This window comes from Streptomyces sp. NPDC051217, from assembly GCF_044455465.1.
GTDB lineage: Bacteria > Actinomycetota > Actinomycetes > Streptomycetales > Streptomycetaceae > Streptomyces.
Genome location: NZ_JBITEV010000018.1, coordinates 78357 through 101536, shown reverse-complemented (window position 1 = coordinate 101536; position 23180 = coordinate 78357). Strand labels below are relative to the sequence as shown.

Below are 23180 nucleotides of genomic sequence, written 5' to 3'. Positions count from 1 at the left end.
CCGACGTCTGAGCAGCCGTATTTCTTGATCGGGGCCGCGGAACCAGACAGCCTAACTTCTCACCGGCCGCCTGCGTCTCGACGGGGCAGAACCAGCTGACATGCCCTCGGAGCGGCGACAGGCGAAAGGGCGCGCTCGGGCGAGAGGGAGACAATGAACGTTCGGCTTCTGGGCTTGATCGAACTGGCCGACCGCGGCCGCACACTTCCGCTGCCGTCCGCCCGTGCCCGCGCCCTTCTCGCCTCGCTGGCCTGGCAGCCGCGCACCGTGGTCACCGACGCCGTACTGATGGAACGCATCTGGGGGAGCGAACTCCCGGACAATCCGCGCGACTCGATCTACACGGCCGCGAAGCGGCTGCGCCGGGGCCTGGAGGTGGCGGGCCACACCCACCGGCTGGTGCGGCTGCGCGGCGGCTATCTGCTCGACGTGGATCCGGCCGAGGTCGACGTCCACCGCTTCCGGTCACAGGTCGCGCTGGCCCGGGACGCCGTACGCCGCGGCTATCTGTGCGAGGCGAACGACGCGTTCGGTACGGCGCTGAGCGGCTGGACGGGCACGGCGCTGGCCGATGTCGACAACTCCTGGGCGGCGCGGTGCCGCGAGACGCTGGGCCGCGAGCGGATGCTGGTCCAACTGGCCGGGATCGAGGTCAAGTTGGGGCTGGAGCGGCACAGCGAGGTGGCACCCGAGCTGTCGGAACTGGCCGCCGAACATCCCCTGGACGAAGGCGTCGCGGCGTTGCTGATGGTCGCGCTGCACCGCTGTGGTCTGCGGGCCGCGGCCCTGGCCGTGTACGCGGACACCCGTCGGCATCTCGTCCGTGAGCTGGGCGTCGAGCCGGGGGACGCGCTGCGGCGGGCGCACCAGGAACTGCTCGGGGAGAGCGGGCCCGTGGCTGTCGAGTGCGCGAGCACCACGGAGACGGCGTCGGCGCGGCTGCGTCTCGTCGGCTGATCCGGGCCGGCTGATCCGGGCCGGCTGATCCGGGCCGGGCGGTCCGGGCCGGGCGGTCCGGGCCGGGCGGTCCGGGCCGGGCGGTCCGGCGTCGTTGACCGGGGGCGGGTTTCGGGGACGTCGGCGCGGACTCGGACTCGGCTCGCATCCTGCCCCCTCTCCCTGACGTTCCAGGCCCACCCTCCGGCCGTACGGCGCGGAGCCCCGCGCACGCCGGCCGCCGGGGCCGGACAGCTCCCACGGCGGACGGCGTGAACTCCCCCGAGTAGGGGACTCTCCACACCTACGGCTCCGGGCCTGCCGGGCCGCCCCCGATCCCGCGGGAGGCGCCGCCGCACGGACCGGACACGTCACACCCTGCATCAGCCGTCGGTCCCGGCCCGGTCTCCGGCCGGTCGGCGGTCGGTCTCCGGCCGGTCGGCGGACGATCGACCGGGGCCGGGGCCGGGACGGGGCTTCTAGCGCAGCCGTGCCGTCAGGCTGCCGCCGTGCGCCTGACGGGTGTCGACGTCGAGACGGGTGCCGCCGAGCACCTTGCGGACGCGGACGCCGTCGTCGGACGCTACCGCCCGCAGCCAACGGCCGCGCAGGGTGACCGAGACCGTGCTCCGTTCCATCGTCGGGTCGGAGACCGCGATCGAGACCGTGCCGTCGCGTGATGTCCGCAGGAGCACCGACGCGGCGCCCTCGATCGACAGATGGCCCGCGCGGTGGGTGCCCGGCGTGAAGGTGTTCGCGGCGAGGAGGGACAGGCCGCGGTGCTCGACGGCCTGGACGCGCGTGGTGTTGGCGACGACGGACAGCGGTCCGCGACCGTGCCCGTCCTCTCGCCCGTGCCCGTCGGCGTACGCCTTCAACTGCCCTTCCGTGGCGTTCGGTACGAGCGCGTGGGCCGTCGACAGGCGCGGGGCGCCCGCCGGTTGGTCGACGGAGAGCGAGAACACCCGCTTGGTGACCAGGGTGTCGGGGTTGGACGTACGCACGAGGCGACGGCTCCTGGTGACGGTGTCCAGCGCGACTGTCGGAACGCTGTCGAGGCCACTGTCGCGTCCCCCGTCCCGGCCCCGGCCCCGCTCGCCGTCCAGAAAGAGGTACCCGACCGACACCCCCCTGCCCGCCGTCCGCGTACCGCAGCCAGGACACCGGGCCCGGCGCCGTACCACTGCCCGACCACGCCGCTCCGTCCCGGAGCCGCCCCGTCACCGTGACGGCGTCCGACGCGGCGGCGATCCTGCTGTCGAGCGTCGTCGTCACCGCGCGTCCCGCCGGGTCACCGACCCCGGCCGCCAGGACGACGATCTCCTCGTCGAACATGAACCACGACTTGGTGGCGGCGGCGTTCCGGTAGGCGACGAAGTCGTCGGGCAGCTCGCCGGCCTGCTTCGCGGCGTACGCGACGTCGTCGCCGAGCACGAGCCCGACCGCGCCGTACGTACCGAGACGGGCGCCGCCGGACAGGGTGTTGGTGCCGCGCGGGAAGTAGACGTAGGTGTTCTGCGACTCGGAGGACGAGGTGAAGCCGCGCTCCGGGTTGTCGTACCAGGCCGTGCCGTACAGCTCGGGGATCGTCCTGCGGGTCTCCACCGGCGCGGTGACACCGGCCAGTCGGTACGGCGACACCGTCGTGTAGTAGTCGACGCCGAAGGCGAGCGTCTGGTCCTGGCCGGCGAGGTACAGACAGTGCGCGCCGTCGCCCTGGAACCACGGCATCAGATTCTCGCCGCTCATGTACTCGTACTTGCTGATCCGGCCGGAGCTGCGGGCCAGGGCGAACGCGTAACCGGGCCGCCGGTGCACGGTCTTGTCCATCGCGTTGAACGCGGTGTGGCTCTCGGCGTCCCCGAGGTCCCGCGCCGGCACGGACGTGTCGGCGAGGATGTCGGCGTAGCGCGCGACGCTGACCGGTGAGACGAAGACGGCCGGGTCGAGCGCGGCCTTCGACGTCTGCCGTACGAACTTCACGTACCCCTTGAGCGCGTCGGCGTCGGTGCCGGTCGCGTGTCCCGAGAGGTCGACCACGGCCTCCACGACGACCGCGACGTCCGTGTACCCCGTCGCCGTCCGCGACACCCCGCGGCCCTTGACGACCTCCATCATCCAGCCCTCGAAGACGAGCGGCGCGAACCCGTCGGCCACCCAGCCCTGCACGACCGCCACCAGGTCGGCGGTGTCGATGTAGTCGGTGCCTTCGAGGATCTTGACGGTCTGCACGGCGCGGGTGAGCAGGACCTTGCCGTACGAGCCGGTGTACGCGACCGAGTCGTGCTGGATGAAGGAGCCGTCGGCGTAGAAGCCGTCGGTGACGCCGTGCTGCGGCTGGTACGGGTCGACCGTGGCGTACACGGTCAGCTGGTCGGCGACGGCCTTGGTGACGCGCGCGTCGTCGCCGGTGACGGCGCCCTGGAGGATTCGGTTGGTGGTGATGTCGGCGAGGTTGGCGCCGGTGTGGAAGCGGGAGTCGAGGTCGACGTCGCCGTCCTTGCCGTTGCGCAGATAGGCGTCCATCGAGGCGAGGTAGGTGGCGGCCAGATCGGGCCGGTACGCGGCGAGTTCGTCCTTCAGCAGGACGAGGGTCTTGCTGACGCTCGCGGAGATGCCGATCTCCCAGTTGAACCAGTTGCCGTAGTAGCCCTTCGACTGGTCGCCGTAGTACGTGTCGTGAAGCCGCGTCAGGCCGTCGACGACGCGCCGCTGGACGCTCACGTCGTCGCGGAGGTCCGAGGCGGCGGGGCCGGGGGCGCGGGTGGCGAGGGCGATCTCGTACAGGTACTGGTACGAGGTGTTGAGGTTCGCGTCGCTCGTGCCGAGGGGGAGGCCCTTGAAGAGTTCCCCGGGACCCGCGCCGTCCATCGCGGTGAGGCGGGTGCGGGCCGTCGAGGTGATGGCGGCGAGTTTGGCGGCGACCTCGGGGCGGGCGTTGGAGTCGGCGGTACCGGCGAAGATCGCGAGGGCGTTGGCGAGGATCGCGGCGTGGCCGGCGGGCGGGCCGGCCCCATCGGCGCCGCTTGAGCCCGGCGGCCGGACGTCGGCCTGAGCACGCAGTGGCGCGGCCATGGCGAGCAGGGCGGACGCGGGCAACATCGTCAGCAGGGTGCGGCGCGAGAGCTGCAAGGCGGTGCTCCAAACTCGGCAAACTCGGCCCGAAAGCGCTTGCCGCATCCAAACAACCGTGGTTGCGCCTGTCAACGAATCGGTGCCCGTGACGGGGAGGCCCCGCGTGGACGGTGGGGGCGGAAGTTCGTTACAACATCGCTATACACGTCATGTATACGCCGTGTGTAGAGTGTCCGCCATGTCAATCGGTCACACCCTCCTCGGGCTCCTCGAATCCGGCCCTCAGCACGGCTACAACCTCAAACGCGCCTTCGACGACTCCTTCGGCCACGACCGCCCGCTGCACTACGGGCAGGTCTACTCGACCATGTCCCGGCTGCTGAAGAACGGGCTTGTCGAGGTCGACGGCATAGAGGCCGGCGGAGGACCCGAGCGCAAGCGGTACGCGATCACCGAAGCCGGCATCACCGATGTCGAGCGCTGGCTCGCGCAGCCGGAGAAGCCGGAGCCGTATCTCCAGTCGACCCTCTATACGAAGGTCGTCATCTCGCTGCTCACCGGGCGCGGCGCCGCCGATCTGCTCGACACGCAGCGCGCCGAGCATCTGCGGCTGATGCGCGTCCTGACCGAGCGCAAGCGGCACGGCGATCTCTCCGACCAGCTGATCTGCGACCACGCGCTGTTCCATCTTGAGGCCGACCTGCGCTGGCTGGAACTGACCGCCGCCCGCCTGGACAAGCTCGCGGAGGAAGTACGCCGATGAGTGCCACGCCCCCCACCACCGCCCCCACGGCGCCCTCCACCACTCCCGCGGCCCCCGAAGGCTCGCTGCTCGTCGCGTACGACCTGCGCAAGTCGTACGGCGCCACCCCCGCCCTCGACGGCGCCTCGTTCTCGATCCACGCCGGCGAGATCGTCGCCGTCATGGGCCCCTCGGGATCCGGCAAGTCGACGCTGCTGCACTGCCTCGCCGGCATCGTGGCCGCCGACTCCGGGACCATCAGCTACCAGGGCCGCGATCTCACCGAACTGTCCGACAGGGCGCGCAGCGCGCTGCGCCGCACGGACTTCGGCTTCGTCTTCCAGTTCGGCCAGCTCGTGCCGGAGCTGACCTGTCTGGAGAACGTGGCGCTGCCGCTGCGCCTCAGCGGCACCCGCCGTAAGGAGGCCGAGCGGATCGCGCTGGAGTGGATGGAGCGCCTGGAGGTCACCGATGTACGGGCCCAGCGTCCCGGTGAGGTCTCCGGCGGTCAGGGGCAGCGCATCGCCGTCGCCCGCTCGCTCGTCACCTCACCCCGCCTGCTCTTCGCCGACGAGCCGACCGGCGCGCTCGACTCGCTCAACGGTGAGCGCGTGATGGAGCTGCTGACCGACGCGGCGCGGTCGGCGGGGACGGCCGTCGTCCTGGTGACGCACGAGGTGCGGGTGGCCGCGTACTCCGACCGCGAGGTCGTCGTACGGGACGGCAGGACGCGGGACATGGACGCCTACATCAGCGGCGCCGGTCCCAGCGGCGCCGGTCCCGGTCCCAGCGGCCGAAGCGGCGGCGGCCAAGCGGGCGGCGGCGTGGGGCACGCGGCATGACGCTCCTCGACCGGCAGGCGCCACCGCTCCCCCCGCTCCCGTCCCCCGCGACCGCCGTCGCCCCCACCGGTCTCCGCGCCTGGGCGCGGGACCTCGCCCTCGGCATGCGCTTCGCGGTCTCCGGCGGGCGCGAGGGCTGGGCCCGTACGGCGCTGACCGCGCTGGGCGTCGGCCTCGGCGTCGCGCTGCTCTTCGCCGCCGCCGCCGTACCGGGGATCCTCGACGCCCGCGAGGCCAGGAGTCAGGCGCTCGACATCCCGTCCGCCACCTCGCAGGCCGTCGGCGGGGGCAGCACCGACACCTTCATCTGGGCCGACGCGGGCACCGAATACCGCGGCGACCCGGTGAGCGGCCGGCTGCTGCGCCCGGAGGGCGCCGACGCCCCGCCGCCGCCGGGTGTCGCGAAGATCCCGGGCCCCGGCGAGATGGTCGTCTCACCCGCGCTGCGCGATCTGCTCGCGTCGTCCGAAGGCACGCTGCTGGCGCAGCGGCTGGACGACCGGATCGTCGGCACGATCGGGGAATCGGGTCTCGTCGACCCCGGCGATCTGCGCTACTACGCGGGCAGTTCGACGCTGAGCGTCGACGCCGCCGGTGTCCGGTCGTCCGGCTACGGCCACGAGGCGTCCGCCGCACCGTTCAATCCGCTGCTCGTGGTGCTCGTCATCCTGATGTGCGTCGTGCTGCTGGTGCCGGTGGGCATCTTCATCGCCACCGCCGTCCGCTTCGGCGGCGAGCGCAGGGACCGCAGACTGGCGGCGCTGCGGCTGGTGGGCGCCGACGTCAGGACGGTACGGCGGATCGCGGCGGGGGAGGCCCTGTTCGGGACGGTGGCCGGGCTGGCCGCCGGTGCCGCGCTCTTCCTGATCTCCCGTCAACTGGTGGGCCACATAAGGCTCTGGGGGTTCAGCGCCTTCCCGTCCGACGTGGTCCCGGAGCCCCGGCTGGCCCTGCTCATCGTGCTCGCCGTGCCGTTGGCGGCGGTCCTGGTCACCCAGGTCGCGCTGAGTTCGGTGGCCATCGAACCGCTCGGCGTCGTACGCGACACCGGTCTGCGCCGCCGCAGGCTCTGGTGGCGGCTGCTGCTGCCCGTCATCGGTATCGCCATCCTCGCGACGACCGGGCGTGTCGACGCGGCGACGACATCGGTCGGCCCGTTTCCCATCGCCGTCGGTGCCGCGTGTGTACTGATCGGACTCGCCGGGCTGCTGCCCTGGCTCGTCGAAGCGGTCGTCTCGCGGCTGCGCGGCGGACCGGTGCCCTGGCAACTGGCCACCCGAAGGCTTCAGTTGAGCAGCGGTACGGCGGCGCGGGCGGTGAGCGGCATCACTGTCGCGGTGGCCGGTGCCATCGCTCTCCAGATGATGTTCGGCGTCATGCAGAAGGATTTCCTCCAGCTCACGGGGCAGGACACGGACCGGGCGGACTTCTACGTCTCCGGCGAGTACGGCGACTCCGCGCTCGCGGAGCGGATGATCCAGGACTTCCGCGACACCAAGGGGGTCTCCAAGGTCATCGGCACCGTCGAGACCTATGTGGTCGCCACCGGCGCCCCCACGGACCAGGGCTGGCAGCCGACGACGAGCCTCACGGTGGGATCCTGCGCGACGCTGAAGGACATCGCCGAGCTGCCCTCCTGCCAGGACGGGGACACGTTCGTGGCGCACCTCGACTCCAGGGCGGCCAAGCGGGTCGGGGTGGCCGGGGTGGAGGAGCAGAACGCCCGTACGGACGAGGCCGCCACTCCCGGCAAGGAGATCGACCTGACCGGGGACTACGGGGAGGGCAGGGGCAAGCCCGTGCTGTGGACGCTGCCCAGGTCGGCCCGGACGGTGACCGCCTTCCCCGATCCGATGGGCGACGTGCACGACGGCATCCTCGTCACGCCGGGCGCTCTCGGCCCGCGCGGACTGCCCGGGGCCACGGCCACGGCCTCCGTCAAGGTCGACCGGGAGGTGCCGGACGCGGCCGAGTACGTACGCGGAACGGCGGCGGACATCGACCCCACGCTGCGGGTCCGCGCGCTTCAGAACCTTGAGCGGGACAAGCAGTACGCGAGCGTGCAGAGCGGCCTCCAGGTGGGCGGCACTCTCACGATGATGCTGATCGCCGCGAGCATGCTGGTCTCGCAGATCGAGCAACTGCGCGAGCGCAGGCGGCTGTTGTCCGTCCTGGTGGCCTTCGGTACGCGGCGCGCGACGCTGGCGTGGTCGGTGCTGTGGCAGACGGCGGTGCCGGTGGTGCTGGGCACGGGCCTCGCGATCGCCGGCGGGCTCGTCCTCGGCGAATTCATGCTGGGCATCATCGGGAAGTCGATCGGTGACTGGTGGGTCTTCGTCCCGTACGCGGTGGTCGGCGCGTCGGTGATCCTGCTGGTGACGCTGGCGAGCCTGCCACCGCTGTGGCGGATGATGCGGCCGGAGGGGCTGCGGACGGAGTAGGGCGGCGGGGTGGGGCGGGCCGGGTCGGACGGCGGCGTCGGCCGCATCACCCCGGCAGGTGATCCGGCGGGTAATTCGGTCGACGCGCCGCCGGCCGGTTCGGCAGGCTCCCGTCATGGAACCTCATGTCTGGCCCCTGTACGGCCTGCGGATCACCACGCCCCGCCTCGAACTCCGGCTCCCGGATCTGGACGAGCTGTCCGACCTGGCGGCGGTCGCCGCCGCCGGGGTGCACGACGAGGACACGATGCCCTTCTCCGTGGCGTGGACCGACGCGAGCCCCGAGGAACGGGGCCGGGCGACCTTCCAGCATGTGCTCGGCACCGTGGCGGCCTGGACCCCGGGGGCCTGGACGCTGAGCCTGGCCGTCCGCCGCGAGGGGGAGGTGGTCGGCCGCCAGGACCTGGGCGCGGACGACTTCGCGGTGACCCGCGAGGCACTCACCGGCTCGTGGCTGGGCCTGACGCACCAGGGGCGCGGCATCGGAACGGAGATGCGGGCGGCCGCGCTGCACCTGGCGTTCGAGGGGCTGGGCGCGCGGTATGTGACGTCGGCCGCGATGACCGACAACGCGCGGTCGCTGCGGGTCTCGGAGAAGCTCGGCTACCGCCCGGACGGGCTGACGGTGGTGTCGGTAGGGGGCGAGGCGCGCCCCCAGCAGCGGCTGCGCCTGGACCGCGCGGGGTGGGAGGCGCACCGTACCGTCCCGGTCGAACTGCACGGCCTGGAGCCGTCGTTGGCGCTCTTCGGTCTGTAACTGATGGGTGTGGCCGGGGACGTAGGCCCCCGGCCACAGCGGGATGGTGGATCAGTCCGCCGTCGGCAGGCCCGCCCGGATCTCGCGGGCCGCCGCGACCAGGTTCTCCAGCGACGTACGGACCTCCGGCCAGCCGCGCGTCTTGAGACCGCAGTCCGGGTTCACCCAGAGCCGTTCGGCCGGGATGGCCTCAAGTCCCTTGCGCAGCAGCGTCGTTGCCTCGGCCGTGCTCGGGACGCGCGGCGAGTGGATGTCGTACACGCCGGGTCCCGCCTCGCGTGGGTAGCCCTCGGCGGCGAGTTCGCCGGCCACCCGCATATGGGAGCGGGCCGCCTCCAGGCTGATGACGTCGGCGTCGAGATCGTCGATGGCCCGGACGATGTCGCCGAACTCCGCGTAGCACATATGGGTGTGGATCTGGGTGTCCGGTCGTACGCCGCCGGTGGCGAGGCGGAACGATTCGGTCGCCCACGCCAGATACGCGGCTCGTCCGTCGTTACGCAGCGGCAGCGTCTCGCGCAGGGCCGGTTCGTCGACCTGGATCACCGAAGTGCCCGCCGCCTCAAGGTCGTTGACCTCGTCGCGCAGCGCGAGGGCGACCTGCCGCGCGGTGTCGCCGAGCGGCTGGTCGTCCCGGACGAAGGACCAGGCGAGCATGGTGACGGGCCCGGTGAGCATGCCCTTGACCGGACGGGCGGTGTGCGACTGCGCGTACGACGTCCAGCGCACGGTCATCGGAGCAGGCCGCGAGATGTCACCGGCGAGGACCGGCGGGCGTACGTAACGGGTGCCGTACGACTGCACCCAGCCCTGCCGCGTGGCGGCGTAACCGGTCAGCTGCTCGGCGAAGTACTGGACCATGTCGTTGCGTTCCGGCTCGCCGTGCACCAGGACGTCGAGCCCCGCCTTCTCCTGGAAGGCGAGGACATCGCGGATCTCTTCCTTGATCCGCTCCTCGTATCCGGCGGTGTCGATCCGCCCGGCGCGCAGGTCGGCCCGCGCGGTGCGCAGGTCGGCGGTCTGCGGGAACGAGCCGATGGTGGTCGTCGGCAGCGGCGGCAGACCCAGGTGCGCCCGCTGGGCGGCGGTCCGTACCTCGTAGGGCTGCGAACGGCGGGCGTCCGCGCCGGTGACGGCCGCGGCGCGGGCGCGCACGGCCGGGTCGCGGGTGAGCGCCGAGCCCCCGCGGGAGGCCAGAGCGGCGCGGTTGGCGGCGAGTTCGGCGGTGATCGCGCCGGTGCCCTCGGTCAGGGCGCGGGTCAGGGTCGCGACCTCCGTGCTCTTCTGGCGGGCGAACGCCAGCCAGCCGGCGATCTCCGGGGCGATGTCGTGCTCGGCGGTCGCGTCGAGCGGGACGTGCAGCAGGGAGCAGGACGGCGCGACGTCGACGCGGTCGGCGAGGCCGAGGAGCGTGCCGAGCGTGGCGAGGGACTTCTCGAAGTCGTTGATCCAGATGTTGCGTCCGTCGACCACGCCCGCGACCAGCCGCTTGCCCGGCAGTCCGCCGGCGGACGCGAGGCTTTCGAGGTTGGCGGCGGCCGGACCGGTGAAGTCCAGCGCGAGCCCTTCGACGGGCGACTTGGCGAGCACCGGCAGGGCTTCGCCGAGCCGGTCGAAGTAGGAGGCGACGAGCAGCTTCGGCCGGTCGGTCGGACCGCCCAGGTCGTGGTAGGCGCGGGCGACGGCGGCCAGTTCGGCCGGGGTGCGGTCCGCCACGAGCGCGGGCTCGTCCAGCTGCACCCAGTCGGCCCCGGCCGCGCGCAGGTCGGCCAGGACCTCCGCGTACACGGGAAGGAGCCGGTCGAGCAGCGTCAGCGGCTCGAAGCCGTCGGGCACGCCGGGGGCGGGCTTGGCCAGCAGGAGGTAGGTGACGGGGCCGAGGAGCACGGGCCGGGCGGTGAGGCCGAGCGCGAGGGCTTCGGTCAGCTCGGCGACCTGCTTGGTGGAGTCGGCGCGGAAGCCGGTGCCGGGGCCGAGTTCGGGGACCAGGTAGTGGTAGTTCGTGTCGAACCACTTGGTCATCTCCAGCGGCGCCACGTCCTGCGTACCGCGCGCCATGGCGAAGTACCCGTCCAGCGCGTCGGTGTCGACCGCGGCGCGGTGCCGCCCGGGGATCGCGCCGACTATCACGCTGGTGTCCAGGACATGGTCGTAGTACGAGAAGTCGCCGGTCGGGATCTCGTGGACACCGTCGGCGGTGAGCTGCTCCCAGTTGGCCCGGCGCAGCCCGGCCGCCGTGTCGCGCAGGGTGCCGGCGCCGACGGCGCCCCGCCAGTAGCCCTCGACGGCCTTCTTCAGTTCGCGGTGCGCGCCCTGGCGCGGGTAGCCGTACACGGTGGCGCGTGCTGCCGCGGCTGCGGACTTGTCTGTCACGGAACTCTCCTTCGCGAGTTGTCCTGCGATCCCGGGACGGATCGAGGACACGAAGGGGTACGGAATCGGACGGGCTCCTCGGTACGCGTGTCTACGCGTCCGCGTGTGTTCGTGTGTGCACGTCTGTGAATGTGCGTGCACGCGCCAGCACGGCTGCCCGACCGATATGTACGCCGACCCGCCCACGAGGTCACCGGGATGTCCGTACGCGATCGGTCGCGTACGGGCAGCGGGCAGGTCTTCGGACTCACGGGCACACCCGCCGGGTGCGGACACCCGGTGGACACCTACTGACCGTCGCTTCCCAGGCCCGGCTCGGGCCCAGTGCTGATGACGGCGGTCGTTCCCACTCACCGCTGCGGGGCAGTCCCGGATTCCCACCGGGTTCCCTCTTACGACGCTCCCGCCCTGCGGACGGGAACGAACCAGCTGCACCGCCCAGCCTAGCCGTTGTCCATCCGCTCCCTCGAAGCCTTACCAAATATTCATGAACGGGCTAATCCACCTGCTTCCGGGTCGAGTTCGTACAACGCGGCAGGCCGATACCTCCTTGACACGCCTATTGGTCTAAGCCAACATCCGATTGGCCTGTACCAAGTTCAAAGGGCGGTTCGCTGAGCCGGCCGAGCGACGCGCCTTCGGAGGATCCGCATGGAGTCGAGCAGCCGACCCAGCAGCCGTCACCAGCAACTGACGCGTCTCGCGGAGACCGTGCTCCAGCCCGGGTTCGTGGGCACGACCGTCCCCGACTGGGTCCGCCGCAGAATCGCGGGCGGTCTCACCTCCGTCGTCCTGTTCGGCCGGAACATCGTCGACCCCGAACAGGTCGCGCGCCTCACCGCCGAGCTACGCGCGGAGAACCGCGACCTCATCATCGCCATCGACGAGGAGGCCGGCGACGTCACCCGGCTCGAAGCCTGGACCGGCGCCTCCCGGCCGGGCAATCTCGCGCTCGGCGCCGTGGACGACGTGGATCTGACCGAGTCCGTCGCCCGCGACATCGGGCGCGAACTCCACGCCGCCGGTATCTCCCTCAACTACGCGCCCAGCGCCGACGTCAACTCCAACCCCCTCAACCCGGTCATCGGCGCCCGCTCCTTCGGCGCCCGTACGGACGTCGTCTCCCGGCACACCGCCGCCTGGGTCCGCGGACTACAGTCGGCCGGTGTCGCCGCCTGCGCCAAGCACTTCCCCGGCCACGGCGACACCTCCGTCGACTCCCACCACGGGCTTCCGCGGGTGACGGCGAGCGCCGAGGAGATCGCCGCCACCGCGCTGCCGCCGTTCGTCGCCGCGATGGAGGCGGGCGTGCGCGTGGTGATGACCGCGCACCTGCTCGCGCCCGCGTACGACGCCGAGCTGCCCGCCACCCTGAGCCCCCGCATCCTCGTCGACCTGCTCCGCGGCGAGCTGGGTTTCGACGGACTGGTGGTGACGGACGGCATCGAGATGCGCGCGGTCACCGCCCGCTACGGCATCGACGGGGCCACCGTACGGGCGGTCACGGGCGGGGCGGACGCCGTGTGCGTCGGCGGCGAGCACGCCGGTGAGGCGACCTTCGACCAGCTCACCGACGCCCTGGTCCAAGCCGTGCTCGACGGCACGCTCCCGGAGGCGCGGATCAACGAAGCGGCGGCGCGGGTCGCCGAGTTCGCCGCCTGGTCGGGCAGCCGTACGCGGGCCGTGGCCACCGACGACGCCGCGTCCGACATCGGCCTCGTCGCCGCCCGGCGCGCGCTGCGGGTGTCGACCGAGCAGGGCCGGGACTCAGTGCTGCCGCTCGTCGGCGCGCCGCACGTGGTGGAGCTGTCGCCGACGATGAATCTGGCCGTCGACGGGCAGACCCCCTGGGGCGTGGCGGCTCCGCTGAGCGATCTGCTGCCCGGCACCACATCCGTACGGCTGACGGAGGCCGATCTGATGGGGGCCGGTGACCTGACGGAGCCGGGCGACATGGCGGCGGCCGCTGATCTGCTGGACCGCAAGGTGCTCGATCCGGCGGCCGAGCGTTCGCTGGTCGTCGTGGTGCGCGACGCGGCGCGGCACGGCTGGATGTCGGCGGCGATGGCGCGGCTCCTGGGGAGCCGGCCCGACGCGGTGGTCGTGGAGATGGGCGTACCGAACGGCGCGGCGCCCGGCGCCGTGCACCTGGTCACCCATGGCGCGACCCGGGTCTCGGGAGTGGCGGCGGCGGAGTTCCTGGCGGGCCGCCGCTGATTCCGATGCCCACCGCCGAGCGTAAATCCCCAGGGTGTGTTCCGAAAGTCCCGTCCGGCTCACGACGCCGGGCACGGCATCTCGCTGCGTTGTCCTCAGTCGCCCGAGTGCGCCCGGTCCATCCACCACGCCGATCCTCCGCCTTGCGATCGTGGGCACCGCCCGCGGCGAGCACCGCCCGCAGGGCCCCGCCCTGCGGGCGGACGACGCCACTCGCCGGCACGCCCTACTTGGCGTCCGAATAGCGCTCCACCGTCGCCGTCGTGAAAGGAAATCGCACCGGCGTCTCCCCGAAGGCGATCCGGCCCGCCAGCTCACCGGCCTCGCGGATCGCCACCGCCACGTCCGCCGCCTCCTCCCACGGGCAGTGCACGATCACCTCGTCGTGCTGGAAGAAGACCAGCTCCGCCCGCATACCGGCGGTCGCGCTCCGCAGCGCCGCCAGCATCAGCAGCGCCCAGTCGGCCGCGCTGCCCTGCACCACGAAGTTCCGCGTGAAGCGCCCCCGCGCGCGGGCGTTCGTCGACGCGTACCCCGGCGTGAACTCGCCGTCACCGGACGGCACTTCGTCGGACTCCTGCGGGATCCCCGCCTCGCCGCCGTCCTCCGAACCGGCCGCCGGCGGACTCGTCCGGCCCAGCCACGTCCGTACGAGTCTGCCCTCCTCGCCCGCCCGCGCCGCGTCGTCGACATACTCGACGGCCCGGGGGAACCGTCTTCGCAGAGCCGCCAGATTCTTCAGGCCGTCGCCCGACGTCTGGCCGTAGACCGCGCCCAGCAGGGCGAGCTTCGCCTGCGCGCGATCGCCGGAGAACGCGCGGTCCGACAGCACCTTGTACAGATCGTCGTCGTGCCCGGCGACCTCCATCAGCCCCCGGTCGCGGGAGATCGCCGCCAGCACCCGTGGCTCCATCTGGTCGGCGTCCGCCACCACCAGCCGCCACCCCTGGTCGGCGACGACCGCTCCACGTATGACCCGCGGGATCTGCAACGCGCCGCCGCCGTTGGTCGTCCAGCGGCCGGAGACCGTACCGCCCGGGAGATACTCCGGCCGGAAACGGCCGTCCCGCACCCAGTCCTGGAGCCAGCTCCAGCCGTGCGCCGTCCAGATGCGGTACAGCTTCTTGTACTCGATCAGCGGAGCCACCGCCGGATGGTCGATCTCCTCCAGCTCCCACCGCCGCGTCGACCTCACCTTGAACCCGGCCCGCGTGAACGCCTTCACCACGTCGGCCGGCAGATCGGGCCGTACGCGCCGCCCGAACGCCTCCGAGACCTGATCGGCCAGCTCGGCCAGCCGCCGGGGTTCACCTCCGCCCGCGTACCGCTCACCCAGCAGCTCGTCCAGCAGGGCGCGGTGCACATCCGCCCGCCACGGCAGCCCCGCGCCGTGCATCTCGGCGGCCACCAGCATCCCGGCCGACTCCGAGGCCGTCAGCAGCCGCATCCGGTCCGGATGCTCCGCCGCCCCGTGCCTCCGCTGCTGCTCCGCGTAGACCTCCAGAAGCGCCTCGAACGGCACGTCCGCCCCCGCCTGCGGCTCGAAGAGCGAGGACTGCGAACCCGGTTCGGCGGCTCGCTGCGGCGGATCCGGCGGTACGGGCCCGTGCCGCAGCCGCGCCCAGGCCGCCGCCGCCGACCGGGGTTCACCGAGCCGCCCCTCGTGGCCGAGCAGCAGCAGCTCCGCCGCCTCGATGTCGTAACACCGCTCCACCCGGACCCCGGCGGCCAGCAGCCGGGGCACCAGCTCCGCGCTGCACCGCCACACCCACCGCGTCACCTCCGGCAGCCGTGCCCGGACCGCCTCGACGAGATCGGGCGCGCGCAGCACGGGACCGGCGGGGCGCGCGTCCGCGCCCAGCGGCGCGAGCCACGCGCCGCCGCCCTCCGCCGGGGCCAGTGCCCACCGTCCGATCATGCGTCCGAGTCTCCCAGCCGGGTCTGACAACGGGCCGGTGCGGAACTGACCCGGGCGGAACATTCGAGAGGCGGACAGGGCTCCAGGCAGAGACCATCGAAATGACTCATACGGCATGAAACTTTACGAATCGCATCGGTATTGCCCAGGAGGCGGCGAGGAGCGCCCCGCGACGCCGATGGGTTCGTACTTACGGAGGCTGACATGCAGGCGATCGTTTTCAACGAGTTCGGCGGTCCTGAGGTGCTTCAGCTCACGGACATCGGGCAACCGCAACCAGGACCCGGCCAGATCCGCGCGTCCGTACGGGCGGCGGCGGTCAACCCGGCCGATGTGAAGATCCGTAAGGGCTGGATGGCGGACGTCGTCCCGACGACGTTTCCCGAGGTCCCCGGCCGCGAGTTCTCGGGAGTCGTGGACGCGGTCGGCGACGGCGTCATCGGACTCTCCGTGGGAGACGAGGTCCTCGGCTGGTCCGTGGGCGGTGCGTACGCGCAGTACACGCTGGCCGGCGTCGTCGTACCCAAGCCGGCCGGACTGAGCTGGGACGTGGCGGCCGCCATCCCCGTCGCCGGCGAGACCGCCCGGCGGGTGCTCGACGACCTCGCCGTCAAGGAGGGCGAGACTCTTCTCGTACACGGCGCGGCCGGATCGGTCGGATCCATGGCGGTCCAGCTCGCCCTGGCGCGCGGCGCGACGGTCATCGGCACCGCCTCACCCACGAACCACGACTACCTCCGGCTGCTCGGCGCCACCCCGGTGACGTACGGCGACGGCCTTGTCGAGCGCGTGCGCACCGCCGCGCCCCAGGGTGTGGACGCCGTCTTCGACACGGCCGGCAAGGGCGTGCTGCCGGACTCGATCACCCTGCGCGGCGGCACGACCGACCGCATCATCACGATCGCCGACCCGACGGCCGCCGAGCACGGGGTGGCCTTCTCCGCGGGCGGCTCGACCCCGGAGGAGAGCCGTGCCGGCCTCGCCGAGCAGGCCCGGATGGCGACGGACGGCACGCTGCGCGTCCTGGTGGCGCAGACGTACCCACTGGCCGACGCGGCCCAGGCGCAGTCGGCGAGCGATTCGGGCCACACGCGCGGCAAGCTGATCATCAAGCCGTGAGCTGAGGGGCCCCTCAGGGGGAGCGGGGACTCCGGTCCCGCTGTCGTTGATCTGTCAGCCGCCCGTCGTCCGCCGCCCCCGCCGCCGCGAGCCTTGAAGCCGGGGGGGCGAGCGTGGGGCGCCGCGCGTGGGCGCGCCGCCCGGTTCGTCTCCCGGTCACGGTGCCGGTCTCCGGTAGAGGTCCCCCCCGCCTACTCCAGCTCGCGAATCACCCGCGCCGGATTGCCGACCGCCAGGACCCCGGCCGGCAGGTCCTTCGTGACCACGGATCCCGCGCCGACCACCGTGTTCTCGCCGATCGTCACGCCGGGACAGACGATCACGCCGCCGCCGAGCCAGACGTTGTCGCCGATGGTCACGGGCGACGCCCGCTCCCACCCCGCCCTGCGGCGCTCGGTGTCGAGTTCGTGGGTCGGTGTGAGCAGTTGGACGTTCGGGCCGATCTGGACGTCGGAGCCGACGGTGATCGGCGCGGGATCGAGGAAGACCGCGCCGAAGTTGATGAACGTACGGGCCCCGATGCTGATGTACGTGCCGAAGTCGCAGTTGAACGGGGGCCGGATCCGTACGCCCTCACCCACCGAACCCAGCAACTCGTCCAGTATCCGCTCGCGCCCCTCCGCGTCGGGCAGCCCGCGCCCGTCCGTCCCGTTGTACGCGGAGCACAGGTCCGCCCGCCGCCGGGACTCCGCCGCCAGCTCCTCGTCGTCCGGCAGATACCACTCGCCCGCCAGCATCAGTTTCTTGTTCCCGCCCATGCGCGTCCGTGTCCTCTCGTCGCGAGTTCCCCCACGGTAGGTCGGCGCGCCGGATCGTGTACCGGTACCTCCCTTACCTGTGGACAGACGGGCGATCGCGCAGGTAGTGCAGTAGTTCGATATGCACAGCCTGTGGATAAGTCGTCTTCTGGGACCATGGACGGCGGCCCGTCTCCACGACGGCGAGGGGCCTGCCGATCAAGGGACAAGGAGAGACGGCCCCATGCGAGGTCCAGGTACGCCGGGCGAGTCAGGTGCGGTCGACGGCGCGTTCGCCGCCGCGCTCTACGCCGACCCGGAGGCGGACGGCGGCCGGGGCCTGGACACCGGCGCCTCGCTGCTCGCCGCCGATCCGGCGGCCGATGCCGAACTGCGACGACGGGGCGAGCGGTTCCTGCGCCTGGCCTGGGAGCGCGGCTGGCAGCCCGCCGGACGTCGTACGGCTCGTGCGCCGCGACCTCGACGAGACGCATGTGCGTCTCGTCGCCGAGCTGATCGCCACGGAGGCGGTCCGGTACGAACGGGTCGCCCCGCGCTGGCACGCTCAGCTCACGGAGATCGCGTTGGACCTGGAAGCCGAGCGCAAGGCCGGGACCGCGCCCCGGTCCGCCGACCGCTTCTCGTACGCGACCACCGCCCTGGAGCTGTACCGGCTGCTCCTCGGGCTCCCGGCGATCGAGGCCGTGGGGCCGGTCCCGGGCACGCCCGTCCACCTCCCGGTGGCCGACGGCGAACCGCGCATGCTCACCCGGATCCGCGCCCTGCTCGCCAAGGCGGAGGGCACCGACTTCCCCGAGGAGGCCGAGGCCCTGAGTGCCAAGGCGCAGGAGCTGATGGCCCGGCACAGCATCGACGAGGCGCTGCTCTCCGACCGCGCGCACCGCGGCGACGTGCCGGCCGCCTGCCGGATCGGGGTGGACGCGCCGTACGAGACGGCGAAGGCGATCCTGCTCGACGCCGTGGCGTCCGCCAACCGCTGCCGTTCGGTATGGAACAGCGCTTTCGGCTTCTCCACCGTGGTCGGTTTTGAGCCGGATTTGGAAGTGGTCGAGCTGTTGCACACGTCGCTGCTCGTGCAGGGCACGGCGGCGATGACCCGTGCGGAGGCTGCTCAGCGCGCGTCGGGCCGCAGGCGGACGAAGACCTTCCGGCAGTCGTTCCTCATGGCGTACGCCCACCGGATCGGCGAACGGCTCGCGGCGACCGCGGAGCAGGTCACGGCAGACGCCGCAGGCGCCGAAACCGCCGGTACGGGCACCGGTGGCCGCGCTCTGACCTCCGGCGGGGGAGGGCGGTTGCTGCCCGTCCTGGCGGCACGGGAGGTGGCGGTCGCCGACCGCGCGGAGCGGATGTTCCCCGAAACCGTGCGGACGAGGGTGCGCGGTGTGACCGACGGCGAAGGGTGGGCGCACGGCACGGCGGCGGCGGACCGGGCCCAGGTGACAGGCTCCGGCCGGATGTGACCTCCTCATAATGAGGGCGCCGGGTTCAGCTGACCCAACGCCCTCAAGAGGAGAAAGCGGTATCCGTCACGGCACCGGAATATCGGTCGGCAGCCCTTCGGGCAGTTCGCCCGGCTCCGTCTTGGCGAGGCTGTCCTTCGCGCCGCCCTCCCACGAAAGCACCAGGTTCTTCCCGTCGTTGGAGTCGATCGACCCCATCGTGCGTTCGGTGTTCCCGTCGGCACACTTCAGCGAGAGCATCGGCTCGCCGCCCATGTCCTGGACGTCGCCCTGGCAGATGTGCTCGCCGGCGATGAGAGCCGCCTGGCCTTCCTTGACGGACAGCGCGACGGCCTTGCCCTCCGTCATTCCGGCCCAGGTGCCTTCGAGGCCGTCGGCGGTGCCGCCGGTGGCCGGGGTGGATTCGTCGGCACTGGCGGCCGGCTCGCTCGTGGCCGGCGCGCTGGAGCCCTTGGCCTTGGCGGCGCCGTCACCGCTGTCGCTGTCGCCACAGCCGGTGAGAGTGAGCGCGACCACGAGTCCCGCCGCCGCGACGCTGGATCGTACGATCTTGTGCACGTGCAAGTCCCCCTTCAGTTCTCACGACCGCGCCAAGCTACCAGGACGGCATCAAGACAGATCTGGGCCGACGAGTTCCGGACGAGTCCGGGAAACGGCGGCACCGAAAGGGCTTTCCGCTCGTCTCAATGAATGAGGCAAAAGCTCGTGAGTCTGTAGTCAAGGGAACACCCCGCGTGCACGTGCATCTGCTCATGCATTGGCATGTGAACACAGCTATGATCCGAGCTAGTTGACACCTGCACCATGCAACTCGGGGAGCGTCCTGTGCACCACGCGTACAACGGCATGGCGGCCACCGAGCTTCACGGAGTCGTCTGGCAGAAGAGCAGGCACAGCAATTCGCAGGGCTCCTGCGTGGAGTTCGCCAAACTGCCCGGCGGGTCGGTGGCGGTCCGGAATTCACGCCACCCGGAAGGACCCGCCCTCGTGTACACCCGGGCCGAGATCGTGGCCATGCTGGCGGGTGTGAAGGACGGGGAATTCGATCATCTGACGGCCTGAGACCGAGCTCTCAAGCCATTCGCAGTCGGCCGACCCGTCGTCAACCGCTCGCCGTCAAGTGCCCGCTGTCAACCGCTCGCCGTCAACCGCTCGTGCTCCGCCGCCCGTCCTCATTCGGTCGGCAGCCGGAACAGCGCCCAGACCACCTTGCCGTGCAGTGAGCCGGCGAGCGGATGCCACCCCCACGTATCGCTGAACGACTCCACCAGGAACAGCCCTCTGCCGGACTCCGCGGCGAAGTCCTCGCCCGACTCGCGCGCGGTGGGACCCGCGTAGCTGGGATCGCGCACCGCGCACACCAACCGCGTCGTCCAGCGCATCAGATGCAGCCGTACGGGCGGTTCCTGAGCCTCGCGCGGCGTGTCCGAGGGGAGGGCGTGCCGCAGTGCGTTGGTGACGAGTTCGGATACGACCAGCGCGACATCGTCGAAACGGTCGTCGAGTTCCCACTGGCAGAGTGTCGTCCGGGTGAACTGCCGTGCCCCGCGCACCGCTTCGTAGCGGGCCGGGAGCGCGCACGACGCCGAGCTGGAGACGGCTGCGGGATCGATCGGCGGAAGCCCCTGCCTTAACGGCTCGAGCACGGTCGATCCATTCGTCCCCATGCGAGGCACTCCCCGGGATTCGCGGCCGTAGCGATACTGCGGTGGTACAGCGTCACAACACGTCAAACACGAACGAGCACGCAGGTGCGGCGAGGACCATGGTTCCCAATGCGTAGAGCAGATGCAAGGGCAGATGCACGTGCACGCGCCCGACTTGGCCCAGGATGTGGTGTTCCGGTTTATTTCTTCTGTCGACCACTTTGGCCCTCTTCTCAAAGGCTTCTCATTTCTGTAATCGAATGAGTACGGGGTGATGCGTTTGATGGCACAATCCGGCTCTCAGGGTTCGGGGGTGCTCCGGGGTTGTCGTGGGAGAAATAGTGGGAGATGGACCGTATGGGGAGGGTTGGAGACGTGACCGCAGTCGAACCGGGCGGATCCGTGGTGCGGCGCATACTGCTGGGCTCGCAGCTGAGGCGGCTGCGTGAGTCGCGCGGCATCACTCGTGAAGCGGCCGGTTACTCGATCCGCGCGTCGGAGTCCAAGATCAGCCGTATGGAGTTGGGGCGGGTGAGTTTCAAGTCCAGGGACATCGAGGACCTGTTGACGCTCTACGGAGTCGCCGACGAGATGGAGCGCGGGTCCCTGATCGGTCTCGCCCGTGAGGCCAACGTCGCCGGCTGGTGGCAGAGCTTCGGCGACGTGCTGCCCGGCTGGTTCCAGACATACATCGGACTCGAAGGCGCCGCCTCGCTGATCCGTATCTACGAAGTCCAGTTCGTGCACGGCCTGCTGCAGACCGAGGCGTACGCGCACGCCGTCGTCAAGCGCGGCATGCCGAACGCACCCCAGGCAGAGATCGACCGCCGCGTCGCGCTGCGCCAGGAGCGCCAGAAGGTGCTCGTCTCCGAGCGCGCCCCGCGCTTCCACGCGGTGCTGGACGAGGCCGCGCTGCGCCGCCCGTACGGCGACCGGTCGGTGATGCGCGGTCAGTTGGCCCATCTCATCGAGATCTCCGAGCATCCGACGGTCACGCTCCAGGTGATGCCCTTCAGCTTCGGCGGGCACGCGGGCGAGAGCGGTGCCTTCACGATGTTGCGCTTCCCCGAGTCCGACCTCTCCGATCTCGTCTACCTGGAGCAGCTCACCAGCGCGCTGTACCTCGACAAGCAGGAGGAAGTCACCCAGTACGAACGGGTGATGACGCGGCTGCACGAGGACAGCCTCGGACCGGCCGAGAGCCGTGACCTGCTGAGAGGTCTGCTGCAACTCTCCTGAACAATCCGCGATCGACCGAAGTCGACCGCGAATGACCGTGAATGACTAAGAATGGCCGCGATCGACCGAAGTCGAGGGTCCATACGGTTATCGGCGCCTATCGGCATCGGGCGTTCTTGAAGGGCCTTCACTCTGATGCCGCGTAAGTATGATGACGTGACATCAGTTTTCCGGTTCTGAGGTTAGGGATCATATGTCCTTCTTCGCCGAACTCGACCAGCAGTTCATCGACGGCGAGTGGCGGCCCGGCAGTGGCTCGTGGGACATCATCGATTTCAATCCCTACAACGGCGAGAAGCTGGCATCCATCGCGGTGGCGACGGCCGACGAGGTGGACCAGGCGTACCGGGCCGCCGAGCGCGCACAGGTCGTCTGGGCCGAGACCAACCCCTACGCCAGGCGGCGTGTCTTCGAGAGCGTCCTGCGCATCGTCGAGGACCGCGAGGAGGAGATCACCGAGGCGATCATCGCCGAGCTCGGTGGCACGCGCCTCAAGGCCGCGTTCGAGCTGCGTCTCGCCAAGGAACTCCTGCGCGAGGCCGTACAGCTCACGCTGCGCCCCGAAGGCCGGATACTTCCCTCCCCGGTGGACGGCACGGAGAACCGGGTCCAGCGCGCGCCCGTCGGCGTGATCGGTGTCATCAGCCCCTTCAACTTCCCTTTCCTGCTGTCGCTCAAATCGGTCGCCCCGGCGCTGGCGCTCGGCAACGCCGTCGTACTGAAGCCCCACCAGAACGCGCCGATCTGCGGCGGTTCCCTGGTGGCGAAGGTGTTCGAGGACGCGGGCCTGCCGGCCGGGCTGCTGAACGTCGTCATCACCGACATCGCCGAGATCGACGACGCGCTGATCGAGCACCCGATACCGAAGGTCATCTCCTTCACCGGTTCCGACCGGGTCGGGCGGCACGTCGCCGTCGTCTGCGCGAAGAACTTCAAGCGCTCCGTGCTCGATCTCGGCGGGAACAGCGCGCTGATCGTGCTCGCGGACGCCGATGTCGACCACGCGGTCCACGCGGCGGTCTTCAGCCGGTACGCGTACCAGGGCCCCGTCTGCATGGCGGCGAACCGCATCCTGCTCGACCGTACGATCGAGAAGGAGTTCACCGAGAAGTTCGTCGCCAAGGTCAGGACGCTGACCGTCGGCGACCCGTCCGACCCGGAGACGGTCATCGGCCCGCTCATCAGCTCGCAGCAGGCCGACGCCGTCGCGGCGCAGGTCGAGGAGACCGTGGAGGCGGGCGCGACCGCGCTGGTGCGCGGCAGGGTCGACGGCAATCTCGTCTCGCCGACCGTGCTGACCGGTATCGCAGCCGACTCGCCCCTCCTGGCCCAGGAGATACTCGGCCCGGTCGCGATCCTGCTGCCGTTCGACAGCGTGGACGAGGCGGTCAGGATCGCCAACGACACGCGGTGCGGGCTGAGCGGCTCCATCCACACCGGCGATGTCGAGCGGGGCGTGCGCGTCGCGCGACGGATCAACACCGGCATGATCCACATCAACGACGGCACGGGCCACGACGAGCCGATCGTCCCGTTCGGCGGCGAGAAGCACTCCGGGGCGGAGTGGCTGAACGCGGAGTCGATGGTCGACGCCTTCACCACCCAGAAGTGGATCTCCGTTCAGTACGGGCGCTCAGCCTTCCCGTTCTGAGAC

14 protein-coding genes, 3 pseudogenes and 1 riboswitch are annotated in these 23180 nt (G+C 71.2%); of the genes and pseudogenes, 11 read left to right on the top strand and 6 right to left on the bottom strand.

The features are described from left to right. The first annotated feature begins 153 nt into the window (after window positions 1–153). Window positions 154–957, top strand: coding sequence for a BTAD domain-containing putative transcriptional regulator (locus ACIBBB_RS31180; RefSeq protein ID WP_398987914.1), 804 nt, complete (start codon window positions 154–156; stop codon window positions 955–957). Between the two features lie 458 nt (window positions 958–1415). Here the strand turns inward: ACIBBB_RS31180 and ACIBBB_RS31175 are convergent. Next, window positions 1416–4068, bottom strand: a pseudogene (locus ACIBBB_RS31175) (polysaccharide lyase family 8 super-sandwich domain-containing protein). A gap of 181 nt (window positions 4069–4249) precedes the next feature. Between ACIBBB_RS31175 and ACIBBB_RS31170 the strand changes: the two are divergent. The 4 genes and pseudogenes from ACIBBB_RS31170 to ACIBBB_RS31155 all read left to right on the top strand — a co-directional run bounded on the left by ACIBBB_RS31170 (window position 4250) and on the right by ACIBBB_RS31155 (window position 8793). Next, complete coding sequence (locus ACIBBB_RS31170; protein ID WP_398987912.1) at window positions 4250–4774, top strand: PadR family transcriptional regulator; 525 nt, start codon at window positions 4250–4252, stop codon at window positions 4772–4774. Then, window positions 4771–5496 (top strand): annotated as a pseudogene (locus ACIBBB_RS31165) (ABC transporter ATP-binding protein); the annotation flags it as partial. The gene ACIBBB_RS31170 and the pseudogene ACIBBB_RS31165, both read left to right, overlap by 4 nt. A gap of 95 nt (window positions 5497–5591) precedes the next feature. Continuing rightward, the gene (locus ACIBBB_RS31160; protein WP_398987910.1) at window positions 5592–8036 is read left to right on the top strand and encodes an FtsX-like permease family protein; all 2445 of its coding nucleotides are present in this window, start codon (window positions 5592–5594) and stop codon (window positions 8034–8036) included. 115 nt (window positions 8037–8151) lie between these two features. Then, entirely contained in the window at window positions 8152–8793 is a 642-nt protein-coding gene (locus ACIBBB_RS31155) for a GNAT family N-acetyltransferase (RefSeq protein WP_398987908.1), read from the top strand. Between the two features lie 51 nt (window positions 8794–8844). On the opposite strand, the gene metE is transcribed toward ACIBBB_RS31155, so the two are convergent. Further along, window positions 8845–11166 carry a 5-methyltetrahydropteroyltriglutamate--homocysteine S-methyltransferase gene (gene metE, locus ACIBBB_RS31150; protein WP_398987906.1) on the bottom strand — a complete coding sequence of 774 codons (2322 nt, stop codon included), beginning with the start codon at window positions 11164–11166 and terminating at the stop codon, window positions 8845–8847. Window positions 11167–11401: 235 nt separating this feature from the next. Beyond that, a riboswitch (cobalamin riboswitch) is annotated at window positions 11402–11561 on the bottom strand. A gap of 256 nt (window positions 11562–11817) precedes the next feature. Between metE and ACIBBB_RS31145 the strand changes: the two genes are divergently transcribed. After that, window positions 11818–13383: a glycoside hydrolase family 3 protein gene (locus tag ACIBBB_RS31145; protein ID WP_398987904.1), complete on the top strand. Its 1566-nt coding sequence runs from the start codon at window positions 11818–11820 to the stop codon at window positions 13381–13383. Between the two features lie 226 nt (window positions 13384–13609). On the opposite strand, the gene ACIBBB_RS31140 is transcribed toward ACIBBB_RS31145, so the two are convergent. Next, window positions 13610–15301: a bifunctional 3'-5' exonuclease/DNA polymerase gene (locus tag ACIBBB_RS31140; RefSeq protein ID WP_398987902.1), complete on the bottom strand. Its 1692-nt coding sequence runs from the start codon at window positions 15299–15301 to the stop codon at window positions 13610–13612. 204 nt (window positions 15302–15505) lie between these two features. On the opposite strand from ACIBBB_RS31140, the gene ACIBBB_RS31135 reads away from it, so the two are divergent. Next, the gene (locus ACIBBB_RS31135) at window positions 15506–16420 is read left to right on the top strand and encodes an NADP-dependent oxidoreductase (RefSeq protein ID WP_398987900.1); all 915 of its coding nucleotides are present in this window, start codon (window positions 15506–15508) and stop codon (window positions 16418–16420) included. A 191-nt stretch (window positions 16421–16611) separates the two neighbouring features. Here the strand turns inward: ACIBBB_RS31135 and ACIBBB_RS31130 are convergent, their stop codons facing one another. Further along, window positions 16612–17178 (bottom strand): sugar O-acetyltransferase, encoded by a 567-nt coding sequence (locus ACIBBB_RS31130; RefSeq protein WP_398987898.1) that lies wholly within the window; start codon window positions 17176–17178, stop codon window positions 16612–16614. Between the two features lie 223 nt (window positions 17179–17401). On the opposite strand from ACIBBB_RS31130, the pseudogene ACIBBB_RS31125 reads away from it, so the two are divergent. Continuing rightward, window positions 17402–18641 (top strand): annotated as a pseudogene (locus ACIBBB_RS31125) (DUF2786 domain-containing protein). A 66-nt stretch (window positions 18642–18707) separates the two neighbouring features. Here ACIBBB_RS31125 and ACIBBB_RS31120 read toward each other — a convergent pair. Beyond that, complete coding sequence (locus tag ACIBBB_RS31120) at window positions 18708–19199, bottom strand: hypothetical protein (protein ID WP_398987896.1); 492 nt, start codon at window positions 19197–19199, stop codon at window positions 18708–18710. A 267-nt stretch (window positions 19200–19466) separates the two neighbouring features. Here ACIBBB_RS31120 and ACIBBB_RS31115 point away from each other — a divergent pair, with 267 nt between their 5' ends. After that, complete coding sequence (locus tag ACIBBB_RS31115; protein WP_189108945.1) at window positions 19467–19703, top strand: DUF397 domain-containing protein; 237 nt, start codon at window positions 19467–19469, stop codon at window positions 19701–19703. Window positions 19704–19813: 110 nt separating this feature from the next. On the opposite strand, the gene ACIBBB_RS31110 is transcribed toward ACIBBB_RS31115, so the two are convergent. Then, window positions 19814–20308, bottom strand: a complete 495-nt coding sequence (locus tag ACIBBB_RS31110; RefSeq protein WP_398987894.1) for an ATP-binding protein — start codon at window positions 20306–20308, stop codon at window positions 19814–19816. A gap of 336 nt (window positions 20309–20644) precedes the next feature. Between ACIBBB_RS31110 and ACIBBB_RS31105 the strand changes: the two genes are divergently transcribed. Continuing rightward, window positions 20645–21526 carry a helix-turn-helix transcriptional regulator gene (locus ACIBBB_RS31105; RefSeq protein ID WP_329383713.1) on the top strand — a complete coding sequence of 294 codons (882 nt, stop codon included), beginning with the start codon at window positions 20645–20647 and terminating at the stop codon, window positions 21524–21526. Window positions 21527–21719: 193 nt separating this feature from the next. After that, the gene (locus tag ACIBBB_RS31100; protein WP_398987891.1) at window positions 21720–23177 is read left to right on the top strand and encodes an aldehyde dehydrogenase family protein; all 1458 of its coding nucleotides are present in this window, start codon (window positions 21720–21722) and stop codon (window positions 23175–23177) included. The last annotated feature ends 3 nt before the right edge of the window (window positions 23178–23180 follow it).